Source organism: Janibacter melonis (assembly GCF_020567375.1).
Taxonomy (GTDB): domain Bacteria; phylum Actinomycetota; class Actinomycetes; order Actinomycetales; family Dermatophilaceae; genus Marihabitans; species Marihabitans melonis.
The window spans coordinates 810,025-825,899 of sequence record NZ_JAJBZM010000001.1 but is presented as its reverse complement, the minus strand read 5'-3'; the positions used below and the strand labels follow the sequence as shown (position 1 = coordinate 825,899).

Annotated in this window: 16 protein-coding genes and 2 tRNA genes; 12 read left to right on the top strand and 6 right to left on the bottom strand. The window is 73.9% G+C overall.

The window, feature by feature from the left end:
• The first annotated feature begins 8 nt into the window (after positions 1–8).
• The 4 genes from LIV55_RS03845 to LIV55_RS03830 all read left to right on the top strand — a co-directional run bounded on the left by LIV55_RS03845 (position 9) and on the right by LIV55_RS03830 (position 3,180).
• Positions 9–1,262 (top strand): WXG100 family type VII secretion target, encoded by a 1,254-nt coding sequence (locus tag LIV55_RS03845; RefSeq protein ID WP_229299228.1) that lies wholly within the window; start codon positions 9–11, stop codon positions 1,260–1,262.
• A 28-nt stretch (positions 1,263–1,290) separates the two neighbouring features.
• A complete protein-coding gene (gene gltX, locus LIV55_RS03840; RefSeq protein ID WP_229299227.1) occupies positions 1,291–2,832 on the top strand; it encodes a glutamate--tRNA ligase in 1,542 nt (513 codons plus the stop codon).
• Positions 2,833–2,925: 93 nt separating this feature from the next.
• Positions 2,926–2,997: transfer RNA gene (locus LIV55_RS03835), tRNA-Gln, on the top strand.
• 110 nt (positions 2,998–3,107) lie between these two features.
• Positions 3,108–3,180 (top strand) — tRNA-Glu (locus tag LIV55_RS03830).
• 185 nt (positions 3,181–3,365) lie between these two features.
• Here the strand turns inward: LIV55_RS03830 and LIV55_RS03825 are convergent.
• Positions 3,366–4,115, bottom strand: coding sequence for an IclR family transcriptional regulator (locus tag LIV55_RS03825; RefSeq protein WP_068274529.1), 750 nt, complete (start codon positions 4,113–4,115; stop codon positions 3,366–3,368).
• Positions 4,116–4,245: 130 nt separating this feature from the next.
• Between LIV55_RS03825 and leuC the strand changes: the two genes are divergently transcribed.
• From leuC to LIV55_RS17100, 3 genes are all read left to right on the top strand, one after another.
• Positions 4,246–5,682: a 3-isopropylmalate dehydratase large subunit gene (gene leuC / locus LIV55_RS03820; protein ID WP_191565006.1), complete on the top strand. Its 1,437-nt coding sequence runs from the start codon at positions 4,246–4,248 to the stop codon at positions 5,680–5,682.
• Between the two features lie 3 nt (positions 5,683–5,685).
• A complete protein-coding gene (gene leuD / locus LIV55_RS03815; protein ID WP_201467374.1) occupies positions 5,686–6,279 on the top strand; it encodes a 3-isopropylmalate dehydratase small subunit in 594 nt (197 codons plus the stop codon).
• Between the two features lie 171 nt (positions 6,280–6,450).
• Positions 6,451–7,143, top strand: a complete 693-nt coding sequence (locus tag LIV55_RS17100) for an HU family DNA-binding protein (protein WP_308012867.1) — start codon at positions 6,451–6,453, stop codon at positions 7,141–7,143.
• Between the two features lie 59 nt (positions 7,144–7,202).
• Here LIV55_RS17100 and LIV55_RS03805 read toward each other — a convergent pair whose 3' ends face one another.
• A complete protein-coding gene (locus LIV55_RS03805; RefSeq protein ID WP_191565009.1) occupies positions 7,203–7,412 on the bottom strand; it encodes a hypothetical protein in 210 nt (69 codons plus the stop codon).
• Between the two features lie 84 nt (positions 7,413–7,496).
• Between LIV55_RS03805 and LIV55_RS03800 the strand changes: the two genes are divergently transcribed.
• Complete coding sequence (locus LIV55_RS03800) at positions 7,497–8,270, top strand: lysophospholipid acyltransferase family protein (protein WP_191565010.1); 774 nt, start codon at positions 7,497–7,499, stop codon at positions 8,268–8,270.
• Positions 8,267–9,262: an NAD(P)H-dependent glycerol-3-phosphate dehydrogenase gene (locus tag LIV55_RS03795; protein ID WP_229299226.1), complete on the top strand. Its 996-nt coding sequence runs from the start codon at positions 8,267–8,269 to the stop codon at positions 9,260–9,262. The genes LIV55_RS03800 and LIV55_RS03795 overlap by 4 nt, the downstream gene beginning before the upstream one ends.
• A gap of 115 nt (positions 9,263–9,377) precedes the next feature.
• Here the strand turns inward: LIV55_RS03795 and LIV55_RS03790 are convergent, their stop codons facing one another.
• The gene (locus LIV55_RS03790; RefSeq protein ID WP_123093293.1) at positions 9,378–10,496 is read right to left on the bottom strand and encodes a trans-sulfuration enzyme family protein; all 1,119 of its coding nucleotides are present in this window, start codon (positions 10,494–10,496) and stop codon (positions 9,378–9,380) included.
• 58 nt (positions 10,497–10,554) lie between these two features.
• On the opposite strand from LIV55_RS03790, the gene LIV55_RS03785 reads away from it, so the two are divergent.
• Positions 10,555–11,682 (top strand): D-alanine--D-alanine ligase family protein, encoded by a 1,128-nt coding sequence (locus tag LIV55_RS03785; protein WP_123093292.1) that lies wholly within the window; start codon positions 10,555–10,557, stop codon positions 11,680–11,682.
• Positions 11,683–11,686: 4 nt separating this feature from the next.
• On the opposite strand, the gene LIV55_RS03780 is transcribed toward LIV55_RS03785, so the two are convergent.
• Together LIV55_RS03780 and LIV55_RS03775 are read right to left on the bottom strand one after the other, a co-directional pair.
• Entirely contained in the window at positions 11,687–12,175 is a 489-nt protein-coding gene (locus tag LIV55_RS03780; RefSeq protein ID WP_224767050.1) for a DUF3515 family protein, read from the bottom strand.
• Positions 12,172–12,405 (bottom strand): Lrp/AsnC family transcriptional regulator, encoded by a 234-nt coding sequence (locus LIV55_RS03775; protein WP_068274551.1) that lies wholly within the window; start codon positions 12,403–12,405, stop codon positions 12,172–12,174. The genes LIV55_RS03780 and LIV55_RS03775 overlap by 4 nt, the downstream gene beginning before the upstream one ends.
• A gap of 108 nt (positions 12,406–12,513) precedes the next feature.
• On the opposite strand from LIV55_RS03775, the gene thiL reads away from it, so the two are divergent.
• Complete coding sequence (thiL, locus tag LIV55_RS03770) at positions 12,514–13,524, top strand: thiamine-phosphate kinase (protein ID WP_229299225.1); 1,011 nt, start codon at positions 12,514–12,516, stop codon at positions 13,522–13,524.
• A 274-nt stretch (positions 13,525–13,798) separates the two neighbouring features.
• On the opposite strand, the gene rpmB is transcribed toward thiL, so the two are convergent.
• Positions 13,799–13,993 (bottom strand): 50S ribosomal protein L28, encoded by a 195-nt coding sequence (rpmB, locus tag LIV55_RS03765; RefSeq protein ID WP_068274554.1) that lies wholly within the window; start codon positions 13,991–13,993, stop codon positions 13,799–13,801.
• 196 nt (positions 13,994–14,189) lie between these two features.
• Here rpmB and LIV55_RS03760 point away from each other — a divergent pair, with 196 nt between their 5' ends.
• Positions 14,190–15,872 carry a DAK2 domain-containing protein gene (locus tag LIV55_RS03760; protein ID WP_229299224.1) on the top strand — a complete coding sequence of 561 codons (1,683 nt, stop codon included), beginning with the start codon at positions 14,190–14,192 and terminating at the stop codon, positions 15,870–15,872.
• Positions 15,873–15,875: the final 3 nt, after the last annotated feature.

The following is a 15,875-nucleotide window of genomic DNA, read 5'->3' as shown; positions in this document are numbered from 1 at the left end:
GAGCGGCGATGACGCTGACGCACGGCGCCGACGCCGCCGTCCTGCGCGAGATCAGCGCGCGGCTGACGGCGACGGCACGGCAGACGACACAGGTCGGTGACAGCGGTCGCGCCCAGCTCGTCACCCTCCAGGGCGCCTGGGAGGGAGACGACCTCGAGCGCTTCGCGCACCGGTGGGCGCGTGCCCGAGGAGATCTCGAGCGGTGCTCGCAGATGCTCGACGCGCTGGCGGCAGAGCTGCAGCGCCAGGCCCAGGAGCAGCAGGACGCGAGCGGGCAGGTCGGCGGGAGAGCCAGCGGGTCTGCAGGCGGCTCCGTCGCCCCCTTCGGCGGTGGACGACTGCCCCAGGGGCCCACGCCCCAGTCACCGCCCGGTGGGTCCACCTTCGACGACGACGTGCGCGGCACCGAGGGCCAGCCCGTCGACCGGGACCTGTGGGGCCTGGCCTTCTACGCCCAGGGCACGAGGCACCCGCTGCACGGCGTGCCCGTCATCGGCTACCAGCAGCCGGCGCTGCCCGAGGGGTACACCGAGGTCAGCGCCGCTGAGCTCACCGAGCTCGGGCTCGACCCCGCGCGCTTCGGCCCGGACTCGACCCCGCAGGCCTACGTCTTCCGCACCGAGGACGGCGGCTACGTCGTCGCCTTCCAGGGCAGCGTCGAGGGCGAGGACTGGGTGACCAACGGCCGGCAGGCCCTCGGCGCCGGCGACCCGCAGTACACGGCCGCGATGCAGCTCGGGCTCGACGTGCAGGCGGCGACCGGGGGAGAGGTCACCTTCACCGGGCACAGCCTCGGCGGCGGGCTCGCCGCCGCCGCCGGGCTCGCCACCGGCCAGCCCGCGGTGACCTTCGACGCCGCAGGGATCCACCCGACCACCGCCGCCGAGGCCGCAGCGATGCGCGCCGACGGCTCGACCGGCGCGAGCGTGCTCGCCGAGGCCGGCGCCGGGCAGATGCGGGCGTACAGCGTCTCCACCGACGGGCTCACCGGGTTGCAGCAGGCGACCGGTCTGCCCGACGCCCCGGGCACCCAGATCGTCCTCGACACCCCGCCGAGCCCGGAGCGCGACGTCGTCGTCGGCACGAGCGCCGGCATCGGCGGTCTCGTCGGCGGTCTCGTCGGGCTCGGCGACGGCGACCTCACCGACTGGCAGGAGGACGTCGGCGAGGGCGCGGCGGTCGGCGCCGGGCTCGGCGAGGGGGTGTGGGGCCACACGTGGGACCCGATGACCGACGCCCTCGCGGAGCGCTACCCCGACTGATCGGCGGACTCCCTAGACTCGGGGGATCATGACCGAGCAGACCCCCTCCGCGCCCAGCCGTCCCCGCCTCCGCGTCGCCCCGTCGCCCACCGGCGACCCGCACGTCGGCACGGCCTACATGGCCCTCTTCAACCTCGCCTTCGTCCGCCAGCAGGAGGGCTCCTTCGTCCTGCGGGTCGAGGACACCGACCGAGCGCGCTTCGACGCGACGAGCGAGGCCCAGCTCTACGACACCCTGAGCTGGCTGGGCCTGACGTGGGACGAGGGCCCGGACGTCGGCGGCCCGTACGCGCCCTACCGCCAGAGCGAGCGCCTCGACACCTACCGCCCGTACGTCGAGCGGCTCATCGCCGACGGCCACGCCTACCACTGCTGGTGCTCCACGGAGCGCCTGTCGGCGATGCGCGAGGGCCAGCAGAAGCTCAAGCAGCCGACCGGCTACGACCGCATGTGCGTGGGCAAGACGCGCGAGGAGCGCGCCGAGCTCGAGGGCTTCACCGAGACCCCCGTCGTGCGCATGCTCGTGCCCGAGGACGCGCCGACGACCTTCGAGGACGTCATCCGCGGCACCGTGTCGGCGCCGCGCCCCGACGACCAGGTCATCCTCAAGGCCGACGGCTTCCCGACCTACCACCTCGCCGTCGTCGTCGACGACCACGAGATGGGCATCACGCACGTCGTGCGCGGCGAGGAGTGGATCTCCTCGACCCCCAAGCACGTCCTGCTCTACCGGTGGCTCGGCCTCACCCCGCCGAAGTTCGCCCACATGCCGCTGCTGCGCAACGAGAACAAGAGCAAGATCTCCAAGCGCAAGAACCCGTGGGCGCGCCTCACGTGGTTCCGCGAGCAGGGCTACCTGCCGGAGGCGGTCGTCAACTTCCTCGGCCTGCTGGCCTACCCGCCGGCGAAGGGGGAGGACGGCGCCGACGTCGAGAAGTTCACCTTCGCCGACTTCAGCCGCGACTTCGCGTGGAGCAAGGTCAACACGGTCGGGCCGATCTTCGACCTCAAGAAGCTCGACTGGCTCAACGGCCAGTACATCCGCGACCTCGACGTCGACGACCTCGCCGGACGCCTGCTGCCCTACCTGCAGACCGCCGGCGTCCTCGGCGAGAACCCCTCGCTCGGCGAGCTGGCGCGCCTGCGCAGCATCACCGAGCTCATCTCGACGCGGATGGCGCTGCTGTCCGAGGCGCCCGCGCTCGTCGCGCCCTTCTACGTCGCCGACGACGAGCTCGAGATCGCCCAGGACGCCCGGGACGGGCTCAAGGACGACGCGCCCGCGGTGCTCGACGCGGCGATCACCGCGCTCAAGGGCCTGCACGTGCCGGACGGGGTGCTCTCGGCCGAGGCGCGCGAGGGCAACCAGTGGCACGCGGAGCAGATCGAGGCGGCGCTGCGCGCGGCGATCGTCGAGGGGATGGGGCTCAAGCCGCGTCTGGCCTTCGGCCCGCTGCGCACCGCCGTGTCGGGCCAGCGGATCAGCCCGCCGCTCTTCGAGTCGATGGAGATCCTCGGCCAGCACTCGACCCTGGCGCGTCTGCGTCGGCTGCGGGCTGAGCTCGGCTGAGCGCGATTTGGGACGAGCGGCCTTCTTGGCTAGCATCATCCCTCGGTGCGCTGCTCGCGCGTGACTCGTCACGAAGGAGCGGTGGTACCCCCTTGGGGTATGGTGTAATTGGCAACACAGCTGATTCTGGTTCAGTCGTTCTAGGTTCGAGTCCTGGTACCCCAGCGCTGGTCGTCCCGCCTTCTGGCGAGACAGACGGATTCGGAGAATCCGAGCCCTTACGGGTAAGGTCTCCTTCGTTGTCCGAGCGGCTCACGCAGTCGCAGAGCAGCAATGGCCCCGTTGTGTAGTGGCCTAGCACGCCGCCCTCTCAAGGCGGTAGCGCGGGTTCGAATCCCGTCGGGGCTACATCGGTCGAAGACCCCCGCTCGTCAGAGCGGGGGTCTTCGTCGTCTCCGGGGCGGTCGGCGCTCCCCGCGGCACCCCCCCCTTCGCGCCCCTCGACCCACCCCTTCGCCCAGATATGGCGATCCGCCGCCAGATCGGGGGGATCTGCGGCGGATCGCCATACCTCGCGAAGGCGGAGGGGCGGGCTACTCGGTGTCGCGGTCGGCCACCTCGGCGGCCTTCGCGTGGCGCTCGAGGACCTCGGTGAGCTTGTTGGCGCCGGCGATGACCGTCGCGGCGTGCAGCCGACCGGGCTGGCGCGACAGGCGCTCGATGGGTCCGGAGATCGACACGGCGGCGATGACGCGGCCGGAGGGGGAGCGCACGGGGGCGGAGACCGACGCGACGCCCGCCTCGCGCTCGCCGACGCTCTGCGCCCACCCGCGACGACGCACCTGCGAGAGCATCGTCGCGCTGAAGGCGGCGCCGTGGAGGCCGCGGTGCAGCCGGTCCGGCTCCTCCCACGCGAGGAGCACCTGCGCGGCGGAGCCGGCGAGCATGCTCAGGGTCGCGCCGACGGGGATCGAGTCGCGCAGGCCGACCGGTCGCTCGGCGGCCGAGACGCACACGCGGTGCTCGCCCTGGCGGCGGAAGAGCTGGGCCGACTCGTTCGTGTGGTCGCGCAGGGCGCCGAGCACCGGGGCGGCCGCGACGAGGAGCTTGTCCTCGCCCGCCGAGGCGGCGAGCTCGCCCAGGCGCGGGCCGAGGATGAAGCGCCCCTGCATGTCACGCCCGACGAGCCGGTGGTGCTCGAGCGCGACCGCGAGGCGGTGCGCGGTCGGGCGCGCCAGACCGGTCGCCGTGACGAGCTGGGCGAGTGTCGAAGGGCCGGCCTCGAGGGCGCTCAGCACGACGGCGGCCTTGTCGAGTACGCCGACGCCACTTCCGTTGTCCATGTGCTGATACTGGCATCTCACCTCATGAGACGCAACCTCTGGCCCCCCGGAGCCGTGCGAACCTCGACAGGACGGACACGGCCGCCGGCGTCGTCGGCGACCGTCACGACACGCAGAGCAGGAGCAAGCGATGGGCAAGACCCTGGCCGAGAAGGTGTGGGACGCACACGTCGTGCGACGTGCCGAGGGCGAGCCGGACCTGCTCTACATCGACCTCCACCTGCTCCACGAGGTGACGAGCCCGCAGGCCTTCGAGGGGCTGCGTCTGGCCGGTCGCGGCGTGCGCCGCCCCGATCTCACCCTCGCCACCGAGGACCACAACGTGCCGACGACCCCGGGGCCGATCACCGACCCGGTGAGCCGCACCCAGGTCGAGACCCTGCGCAGCAACTGCGAGGAGTTCGGCGTCCGCCTCTTCCCCATGGGTGACGCGGAGCAGGGCATCGTCCACGTCGTCGGCCCGCAGCTGGGTCTCACCCAGCCCGGCATGACGGTGGTCTGCGGCGACAGCCACACCTCGACGCACGGGGCCTTCGGCGCGATCGCGCTCGGCATCGGCACGAGCGAGGTCGAGCACGTCCTCGCCACGCAGACCCTCTCGCTCAAGCCCTTCCGCACCATGGCGATCGAGGTCGTCGGCGAGCCGGCCCCCGGCGTCACCGCGAAGGACATCATCCTCGCCGTCATCGCCAAGATCGGCACCGGCGGCGGCCAGGGCTACGTCCTCGAGTACCGCGGCCCGGCCATCGAGGCCATGTCGATGGAGTCGCGGATGACCGTGTGCAACATGTCGATCGAGGCCGGTGCCCGCGCCGGGCTCATCGCGCCCGACGAGACGACCTTCGAGTACCTGCGCGAGCGCGAGCACGCGCCGAAGGGCCAGGACTGGGACGACGCCGTCGCCGCCTGGCGCGAGCTGCGCACCGACGACGACGCGACCTTCGACGCCGTCGTCGAGATCGACGCGGCGAGCCTGACCCCCTTCGTCACCTGGGGCACCAACCCCGGCCAGGGCGCGCCGCTCGGCGACGCCGTGCCCGACCCCGAGTCCTTCGGCGACGAGTCCGACCGGGTCGCCGCCGCTCGCGCCCTCGAGTACATGGGCCTGACCGCCGGCACGCCGCTGCGCGACATCGCCGTCGACACCGTCTTCGTCGGGTCGTGCACGAACGGCCGCATCGAGGACCTGCGTGCCGCCGCCGAGGTGGTGCGCGGGCGCAGCGTCGCCGACGGCGTGCGGATGCTCGTCGTGCCCGGCTCGGCGCGCGTGCGCCTCCAGGCCGAGGCCGAGGGCCTCGACGAGGTCTTCACGGCGGCCGGCGCCGAGTGGCGCCTGCCCGGCTGCTCGATGTGCCTGGGCATGAACCCCGACATCCTCGCCCCCGGCGAACGCAGCGCGTCGACGTCGAACCGCAACTTCGAGGGCCGTCAGGGCAAGGGCGGGCGCACTCACCTCGTGAGCCCGCTCGTCGCGGCCGCCACCGCCGTGCGCGGCACGCTGGCCAGCCCGGCCGACCTCGACCCCACCCCCGTCGGCGCCGGCGGCGCCAGCAGCGCGAGGAGCTGAGCAATGGAGAAGTTCACCACCCACACCGGGGTCGGCGTCCCGCTGCGCCGCAGCAACGTCGACACCGACCAGATCATCCCCGCCGTCTACCTCAAGCGCGTGTCCCGCACGGGCTTCGAGGACGGGCTCTTCGCCGCCTGGCGCGGTGACGAGACCTTCGTGCTCAACCAGCCGGCCTTCGCGCAGGGCTCGGTCCTCGTCGCGGGCGCGGACTTCGGCACGGGGTCCTCGCGCGAGCACGCCGTGTGGGCGCTCATGGACTACGGCTTCCGCGTCGTCATCTCCAGCCGCTTCGCCGACATCTTCCGTGGCAACTCCGGCAAGCAGGGCCTGCTCACCGCGATCGTCAGCCAGGACGACGTCGAGCTGCTGTGGAAGTACCTCGAGAACGAGCCCGGTGCGCAGATCACCGTCGACCTCACCGCCCGTACCGTGACGGCCGGCGAAGGCGTCTACCCCTTCGAGGTCGACGACTACACGCGGTGGCGTCTGCTCGAGGGCCTCGACGACATCGGCCTCACCCTCTCGCACGCCGAGGACATCGACGCCTTCGAGGCCGGCCGGCCCGCCTTCAAGCCCACGACCCAGCCGGTCTGAGACCCGGGCGAAGGGGGAACCCCCTTCGCCCGGTGACGAATTCGCCCACCCAGTCTGCTCGTTGCCGCCTCGGCGGGCCGCCACGCGTTCTACCGTCGGGGGTGACCGGGCAACGTCGCCCGGTCGTCCACCTGCCGGGGACCCCGGCGCAGACGTACCTGTGGAGCGAACGTGAACAAGGCAGAACTCATCAAGTCGATCGAGGCCAGCCTCGGCAGCCGCAAGGCCGCCACCGACGCGCTGGACGCGGTGCTGGACGCCATCGTGCGCGAGGTGAGCAAGGGGGGCAAGGTCGCGATCACGGGATTCGGGACCTTCGAGAAGGCGGCGCGGGCCGCGCGGACGGGGCGCAACCCGCAGACCGGCGAGCCGGTGAAGATCCCGAAGACGTCGGTCCCGCGCTTCAAGGCGGCCACGAGCTTCAAGGGCTACGTCGCCAACCCGACCTCGTTGCCCAAGGCGGCTCCGGCCGTCGCGCGGGCCGCGGCCGGGACGGTCGCCTCGGCGGTCGACACCGCGGCGAAGGTCGCCGGCCTCGGGGGAGGGGCCGCGGCGCGGCGCTCGTCCGCCGCCGCGGGCTCGGCGTCGAAGAGCACGGCGTCGAAGAGCACGGCGCCGAAGAAGACGGCGTCGAAGAAGACGGCGTCGAAGAGCACGGCGGCCAAGAGCGCGCCCGCGAAGAAGACGGCCGCCAAGAGCACGGCGTCGAAGAGCGCGCCGGCGAAGAAGACGGCGTCCACGAGCACGGCGAAGAAGACCACGTCGACCACGACGAAGACCACACCGGCGAAGAAGACCCCGGCGAAGAAGACCTCGTCGAGCACGACGAAGAAGTCGACGCCGGCGAAGAAGAGCGCGAGCTGATCCCCCTTCGCCCCGACCCGCGCACGCCCACGACCCCCGGTCGTGGGCGTGCGGCGTCGTCAGTCGATCCGCTCGCCCTCGCCGATCCCGACGACCCACGCGCGGCTGACCTGGTCGTCTGCACCGAGCTCGACCGACAGCCGCTGGCCGGGTCGCACGTGGATGAGGCCGCTGCCCGCGAAGGCCGAGAACGGCGCGCGCAGCCGGCGCCCGGTGTCGGTGACGAGGACGACGCCGTCCGTGTCGTTCGAGAAAACCGTGGCCTGCATGGCCGCAACCCTAATCCTGGCTATGGTGACCGCAGCCCGACCGGACGTCGGCGGGCGGGACGACGAGGTCGAGCAGGAGGCGCCGTGGCCGAGCACCGGACGCAGGTGCCGTGGATGTACCGCCTCGTCGCCACCGTGCTGCGCCCGCTGCTGCGCGCGCTCACGCCGTACTCGGTGACCGGGCTGGAGCACGTGCCGAGGTCGGGCGGCTTCCTCGTGACGCCGAACCACATCTCCTACCTCGACCCCTTCCCGTGGGCGCACACGCTCTACGACGAGGGGATCGCGCCGACCTTCATGGCCAAGAGCGAGCTCTTCGAGTCGTGGTGGCTCGGGCCGATCATGCGCCAGGCCCGTCAGGTGCCGGTCTACCGCGAGCGGCACGACGCCGCGTCCGCGCTGCGCGACGCCGTCGCCGCGCTCGAGCAGGGCCGGTGCGTCGCGATCTACCCCGAGGGCACCCTGACCCGTGACCCCGACGAGTGGCCGATGCGCGGCAAGACCGGCGCGGCGCGGCTCGCGCTCGAGGCCCGCTGCCCCGTCATCCCCATCGCCCAGTGGGGGCCGCAGGCGATCCTGCCGCAGTACGCGAAGGTCCCGCGCCTGCTGCCGCGCCGCACGACCCACATCCGCTTCGGCCCGCCGGTCGACCTCAGCGACCTCTACGAGCGCGACCTCACGACGGTCGTCGTCATGGAGGCGACCGACCGGATCATGGCGGCGATCACCCACGAGGTGGAGCAGCTGCGCGGGGAGCGGGCGCCCGCGGTGCGCTTCGACCCCCAGGCCCACGGCATCGCGACGACCGGCGACTACCGCCACGCGCGCGGACGGCTCGACTCAGGAGGAGCAGCATGAGCAAGGTCGCGGTCTTCGGGGGCGGCAGCTGGGGCACCGCCTTCGCCACGGTGCTCGCCGACGGCGGCAACGACGTGAGCATCTGGGCCCGTCGCCCCGAGCTCGTCGCGCAGATCAACCGCGGGCGCAACGAGGACTACCTGCCCGACCACGAGCTGCCGCAGTCGATCTCGGCGACGACCGACCCGGCCGAGGCGGCCGACGGCGCGCAGGTCGTCGTGCTGTCCGTGCCGAGCCAGTCGCTGCGGGAGAACCTCGGGGCGTGGGGCGACGTGCTGAGCCAGGGCGTCGTCGTCTCGCTGATGAAGGGCGTCGAGCTCGGCACGACGAAGCGGATGAGCGAGGTCATCAGCGAGGTCGGGGGGGTGCCCACCGAGCGCATCGCCGTCGTGTCCGGACCGAACCTCGCCCGCGAGATCGTCCAGCGCCAGCCGGCCGCGACCGTCGTCGCCTGCCCCGACCAGGGCGCGGCGGACCTCGTCGCCGCGGCCTGCGCGACGAGCTACTTCCGCCCGTACACCTCGACCGACCTCGTCGGCGCGGAGGTCGGCGGAGCGGTGAAGAACGTCATCGCGCTCGCCGTCGGCATGGCCGAGGGCATGGGCCTGGGCGACAACACGAAGTCCTCGATCATCACCCGCGGGCTGGCCGAGATGACGCGGCTCGGCGTCGCGCTCGGGGCCGACGCGCGGACCTTCGCCGGGCTCGCCGGCGTCGGCGACCTCATCGCGACGTGCATGTCGCCGCTGTCGCGCAACCACTCCTTCGGGGTGGGGCTGGGCCGCGGCATGAGCGTCGCCGAGGTGCAGGAGCACACGCGCCAGACGGCCGAAGGGGTGAAGTCGTGCTCCTCGATCCTCGACCTCGCCCGCGCCCACGGCGTCGACGTGCCGATCATCGAGCAGGTGAGCGCGTGCGTGCACGAGGGGACCTCGGTGCCCGACGTCGTCCACGCCCTGCTCTCCCGGGCCCGCAAGCCCGAGACCGACTGACCCCCCCTCGCCCTGTCACAGCTTTCCCGCCCAGGGCGGGAACATGCGACCTCGGGAAAGAAATGTTCTTGCCCGAGGTCGAGCTTTCCCGCCCTGGGCGGGAAAGCTGGGGCGCTCAGGCGAGTCGGAGCGCGGCGTCGAGGTCGCGCCAGAGGTCCTCGACGTCCTCGATGCCCACGGACAGGCGCACGAGGTCGACGGGGGTGGACTCGGGCTCGCCGGGCTGGCGGCGGCGCCGCTCGAGCTGGCTCTCGACCCCGCCGAGGCTCGTCGAGTGCGACCACAGGTGGGTGCCCGCGCAGACCCGCTCCGCGCCCTCGGCCCCGCCGACGGTCTCGACCGAGACGATCGCGCCGAGACCGGGGTAGCGCACACGGGTGACGGACGGGTGCTCGCGCAGGCGGGCCGCGAGCTCGACGGCGTTCTCGCAGGCGCGCTCGAGGCGCACGGCGAGGGTGCGCAGGCCGCGCAGGACGAGCCAGGCCTCCATCGGGCCGGGGATCGCGCCGCCGAGCAGGCGGTGGCGGGCCAACCGGTCGCGCAGCGCACGGCCGCGCTCGTCGGTGCCGGTGATCGTCATGCCGAGGATGACGTCGGAGTGCCCGGAGAGGTACTTCGTCGCCGAGTGCACGCTGACGTCGGCGCCGAGGGCGAGCGGCTGCTGGAGCAGCGGGGTGGCGAAGGTGTTGTCGACCGCGACGACCGCCCCGGCCGCCCGGCCTGCGTGCGCGAGCCGCTCGACGTCGGCGAGGTCGAGCAGCGGGTTGGTCGGCGACTCGAGCCACAGCAGGTCGGCGCCGGGCAGGGCCGCCTCGACGGCCTCGGCGTCGGTGACGTCGACCCAGCGCACGGCGAGTCGCCCGGCCTCCTGCGCCTCGGTGAGGCTGACGACGACACCGTTGTACGCGGCGAAGGGGGCCACGACGGTGCCGCCCGTCGGCACGAGCGAGAGGACGGCGGCCACCGCGGCCATCCCGGACGCGAAGGCGAGGGCGTCGCCCCCTTCGAGCGGTCCGACCGAGTCCTCGAGCGCGCTCCACGTCGGGTTGCCCGCGCGGGCGTAGTTGACGGGGCCGTCGGCCGCGTACGTCGAGGTGAAGACCGGCGGGACGGCGAGGGGGGCGCCCGGTGCGCGGTCGGGCCGGCCGAGGGCGACGACCTGGGTCGCCGGGGCGAAGGGGGAGCCGGCGTGGGTCGCGTGACCGTCGGCTCCGGTGGGCTGCTCGCTCGTCATGGGCGACACGGTATCCGCAGCGCGGGAGGGCGAGCCGGGCGCACTACAGTCGTGGACGATGACCACTCACGAGCCCCGCAAGCCCCGCGTCGCCGTCGTCTTCGGCGGCCGATCGTCCGAGCACGCCGTGTCGTGCGCGACGGCGGCGGGGGTGCTCTCGGCCATCGACCGCGAGCGCTACGACGTCGTCCCGATCGGGGTCTCCCGCGACGGGTCCTGGGTGCTCGTCGACGACGACCCCGAGCCCCTGCGCCTCGTGCCCGGGCACACCCCCGAGGTCGTCCACGCCGGCACGGAGGTCGCGCTGTCGACCTCGGTCGGCGACCGCACCCTCTCCGTGCACGCGCCGGGGCAGCCGCCCCAGGCCTTCGGCGAGGTCGACGTCGTCTTCCCCCTGCTCCACGGCCCGTACGGCGAGGACGGCACCCTCCAGGGGATGCTCGAGCTCGCCGACGTGCGCTACGTCGGGTCGGGCGTCCTCGCCTCCGCGGCGGGCATGGACAAGCACTACATGAAGGTCGTCTTCGCCGGCGCCGGGCTGCCCGTCGGCCCGTACACGGTGATCACCGACCGGCAGTGGCGTGCCGACCCCGCCGCCGCGATGGACGCGGTCGGCGCGCTGTCGTGGCCGGTCTTCGTCAAGCCGTGTCGCGCCGGGTCCTCGATGGGCGTGAGCCGGGTCGAGCGCCCCGAGGACCTCGAGGCGGCGATCGAGGCCGCCCGCGAGCACGACCTCAAGGTCATCGTCGAGGCCGGCATCGTCGGCCGAGAGATCGAGTGCGCGGTCCTCGAGGGGCACGGGCTCGACGCCCCGCGGACCTCGCTGCCCGGCGAGATCGTCGTCGAGTCCGGGCACGGGCACGACTTCTACGACTTCGAGGCCAAGTACCTCGACGAGTCCGCGGTGCGGCTGTCCTGCCCGGCGGAGCTGAGCGAGCAGGTGAGCGACGAGGTGCGCCGGCTCGCGGCCGAGGCCTTCGACGCGCTGGCGTGCGAGGGGCTCGCGCGGGTCGACTGCTTCGTCACCGACCGCGGCGAGGTCGTCATCAACGAGATCAACACGATGCCGGGCTTCACCCCCCACTCGATGTACCCGCGGATGTGGCAGGCGAGCGGCCTGGCCTACCCCGACCTCATCGACGAGCTCGTCCAGCTGGCCCTCGAGCGGCCCGTCGGGCTGCGCTGAGCGCTCAATCGCACTGCCGCCCGTTGGTGGGCAGCGCCTTCGCCGCGTCGGCGAAGGCCGGCAGGACGAGCGGGGCCTGACCGACCTCGTCGGGCACGAGCACCTCGATCGCGGGCGAGCGCCCGAAGGTCGTGAGCGCGGTCCCGTCGCTCAGCTCACGGGCCACCCAGTCGACGCCGTCGACGCTGATGCACTGCTCGGTGGTCGGCCCGAGGGCCGGCAGGCCGCAGCGGGCGATGACGGCGGGGTCGCCCCACGCGTGCACCGCGGTGCCGGCGGGGTCGGTGTCGCGCTCGTCCTCCCCGGCGACCTCGAGGGGCCAGCGGGTGCCGGCGTCGAGGCAGGCCGGGTCGTCGCCGCCGTCGGGGATCGCGACGTCGACGGGCCCGGTCCGGGTGAGGAGGACGCCGAGGGCCAGGCCCGCGGTCACGAGGACGACGAGCCCGGCGAGCAGAGGTCGCCGGTCGCGACCCGTGCGGTCGGGGCCGCTCACACGTGGACGATGGGGCAGGTGAGCGTCCGGGTGATGCCCGGGACCTGCTGGAGCTGCGCGAGGACGAGCCGGCCGAGGTCGGCCATCGTCTCGGCCTCGACGCGGGCGACGACGTCGTAGGGGCCGGTGACGTCGTGCGCCTCGACGACGCCGGTCAGCTCGGCGATGTCGGTGCACACGCGGGTGGAGACCCCCACCTCGGTCTGGATGAGGACGTACGCCTGGACCATGTCCCTCCCTGGTGCCCGTGCGGTGCGCGCGGCCGCTCCGGGCACCTGCGCCGACGGTAGCCGACGGCAGCGCTCTCGCGCCGGTCGGGTCGGTGAGATGGTGGCGGGGTGGACCACCCGACGCTGCGCCTGGCCGACCTCGACGAGGAGGCCGTGCTCGCCCGGCTGCTGCCGGTGCTCCTCCACGACGAGGCGCCGGGCGTGCCCGTCGGGCCCGGCGACGACGCCGCGGTCGTCGAGGCGCCGTCCGGGTCGGTCGTCGCGACGACCGACTCGATGGTCCTCGGTGTCGACTGGCGCGACGACTGGTCGAGTCCGCAGGACGTCGGGCACAAGCTCGTCGTGCAGAACGTCGCCGACGTCGCCGCGATGGGGGCGCGCCCGACGGGTCTGCTCCTCGCGCTGAGCGCGGACCCCGCCACCCCGGTGGAGTGGGTGCTCGGGCTGGCCGAAGGGGTGGCCGCCGCGGCCCGCGAGAGCGCCACCCCGGTGCTCGGCGGTGACCTGTCGGGAGCGGCCGCCGGCAGCGTGGTCCTCGCGATGACCGTCCTCGGGGACCTCGGCGGTCGGGCTCCCGTGCGGCGCAGCGGTGCCCGCGTCGGCGACGTCGTCGCCGTGTGCGGCACGCTCGGCCGGTCGGGGGCGGGGCTGCGGCTCTACCTCGACGCCGAGCTGGCCGCGGCGGCCGACAGGCAGGCCCCGGAGGCGGCCCACCGGCTGCGCTCCTCGCACCGCCGGCCGCACTGCCCGTGGCAGTCCGGGGCGGAGGCGGCGCGGGCGGGCGCGAGCGCCATGCTCGACGTCTCCGACGGGCTCGTGCGCGACGCCGGTCGCCTGGCCCGGGCGAGCGGCGTGAGCGTCGACCTCGACGGCGCCGCGCTCCGGGCGGAGACGCACGGCGACCTGCTCGACGTCCTCGGGGCCGAGGCGGCGCTGCGCGAGGTGCTCGGCGGGGGAGAGGAGCACGCGCTGCTCGCGTGCTTCGCCGACGCGTCCCGGCTGCCGACGACGGGCGCCCCGTGGCGCGTGGTCGGCCGCGTCGTCGAGCGATCGAGGGCGCCGGTCCTGCTCGACGGGGTGCCCCACGAGGTCGCCGGCTGGGACCACTTCGCCGACTGATCCCCCCTTCGCGCCGGTAGGGACGCCGCTGCCCGCGGCCGGGGCCGCGGGACCGGGCTGGGTCCCCCTTCGCCGGTGCTCAGCACGACTTACCCCTGGTTCGCAGGAGTTTCTTACTCGTGCAGAGCGGGGGTTTATCGGGTGACCCGAGAAACCTGGGGCACGTGGGGCGAAGGGGCGAAGGGGCGGGTGGGGCGACCAGGCGACGAGGTGGTGGGGACGACGAAGGCCGACCACCTCGAAGAGGTGATCGGCCCGTCAGGTGCTCAGCGGGTCAGCGCTTGACCTTGCCGGCCTTGAGGCAGGAGGTGCAGACGTTGAGACGCTTGGGGGTCTTGCCGGCGTCACCGACGAGAGCCTTGACGCGCTGGATGTTCGGGTTCCAGCGTCGCTTGGTGCGGCGGTGGGAGTGCGAGATGGAGTGCCCGAAGCTCGGGCCCTTGCCGCAGACGTCGCAGTTGGCAGCCACGGGTGTTCTCCTCGATCGATGATGCGTACGTGTCGGTGGTGCTGCCGGGGCCGCGTGATCACGAGGTGATCGGGCTCCAGGCAACCGGTCCAGCGTAGCCGAGCAGTGCGTGCGCGACCAAAACGGCTCCGGCGCACGGCACGCGGACCGCTCCGGATGGGGTCGCGGTGACGGTCCTCTCCGTTAGCGTACGAGAGTGCTGACCGCGATCGACGCCGCCGCCATGCGCCGCTGGGCGGTCGTCACCCGTGCCGCGCTCGCCGCGCGGCGGGCCGAGATCGACGCGCTCAACGTCTTCCCGGTGCCCGACGGCGACACGGGCACGAACATGTACCTCACCCTCGACCAGGCGCTCGACGCCGTGCGCGTCGACCACGAGGCCCGCGGGGTGCTCGGCGAGGTCGACCTGCCGGGCGAGGCCGCGGCGATGTCGCGGGCCGCGATGCTCTCCGCCCGGGGCAACTCCGGGGTGATCCTCAGCCAGCTCATCCGCGGCATCAGCGACGAGCTCTCCGGCGCCGGCACCGCGAGCGCCGACGCGCCCCTGCTCGCCCGCGCGCTCGGCGCCGCCGCCCGGCGCGCCCGCGAGAGCGTCGTGCGCCCCCAGGAGGGCACGATCCTCACCGTCGCCGACCGGGCCGCCGAGGCGGCCGCAGCAGCCGCCGCCGACGGCGCCGACCTGCCGACCCTCACCGAGCGCACGGTCCAGGCCACCCGCGACGCGCTCGCCGCGACCCCGTCGCAGCTGCCCGTCCTCGCCGCCGCCGGGGTCGTCGACGCCGGGGGTGCGGGCTACCTGCTCTTCCTCGAGGCCCTCGACCGCGTCGTGCGCGACCACACCCCGCTCGACCGGTACGAGGTCGACGACTTCACGATGAACCTCGACCTGCGCCGCCGGCCCGAGTGGTCCACGGGCGAAGGGGGAGCCGTCACCCGTCCCGCGCCCGCCGAGGCCGGTGGCCCCGCGGCGGCCGAGGGGCCGGCCTTCGAGGTGATGTACCTGCTCGACAGCGAGGACGAGCAGGCGCTGCACGACCTGCGGTGCGACCTCGACGCGCTCGGCGACAGCGTCGTGCTCAGCGGCGACGGCACGACGACGAAGGTCCACGTGCACACCGACGACATCGGCGCGGCCCTGCAGGCCGGGCTGGCCGTCGCCCCGCCCCGCGAGGTCCAGGTGACCCCGCTCGTCCACGCGATGCGCCCCCACCCCCGGGTCGGCCTGGCCGTCGTCGCGTGCGCCGCCGGGCCGGGCATCGCCGCGCTCGTGCGCGAGGTGGGTGCCTCGGTCGTGAGCTCCGGGCCCGGTCGCCGGGCCTCGGCCGGTGAGCTGCTCGACGCGGTCCGCGAGACCCGTGCCGGCGACGTCATCCTCCTGCCCAACGACCGCGACACCGTGCTCGCCGCGAGGGCGTGCGCCCAGGCCGCCGGCCAGGAGGGGCAGCACGTGCACGTCGTCGAGTCGGGCACCGCCGTCCAGGGGCTCGCCGCCCTCGCGGTCTACGACCCCGGCGCCGACGCCCGCCACAACGAGATGACGATGACCCGGGCCGCCGCGGCGACGCGCCACGGCGCGGTGACGACCGCCGTCAAGGCCGGTCTGACGAGCGGCGGGCCGTGCGAGGTCGGCGACGCCCTCGGGGTCGTCGCCGGTGACATCGCCATCGTCGGCCAGGACCTGTGCGCCGTCGCCGCCGAGGTGGTCTCGCGGCTCGCCGGCTCGGGGGCCGACCTCGTCACCCTCGTCGTCGGCGAGGACGCCGACGACGAGCTCGTCGCCGCGGCCCGCGCGGCTGCCGAGGCGCTCGGTCACGGCGTCGAGGTCGAGGTCGTCGACGGCGGCCAGCCGGCCTACCCGCTGCTCGTCGGGGTCGAGTGAGCC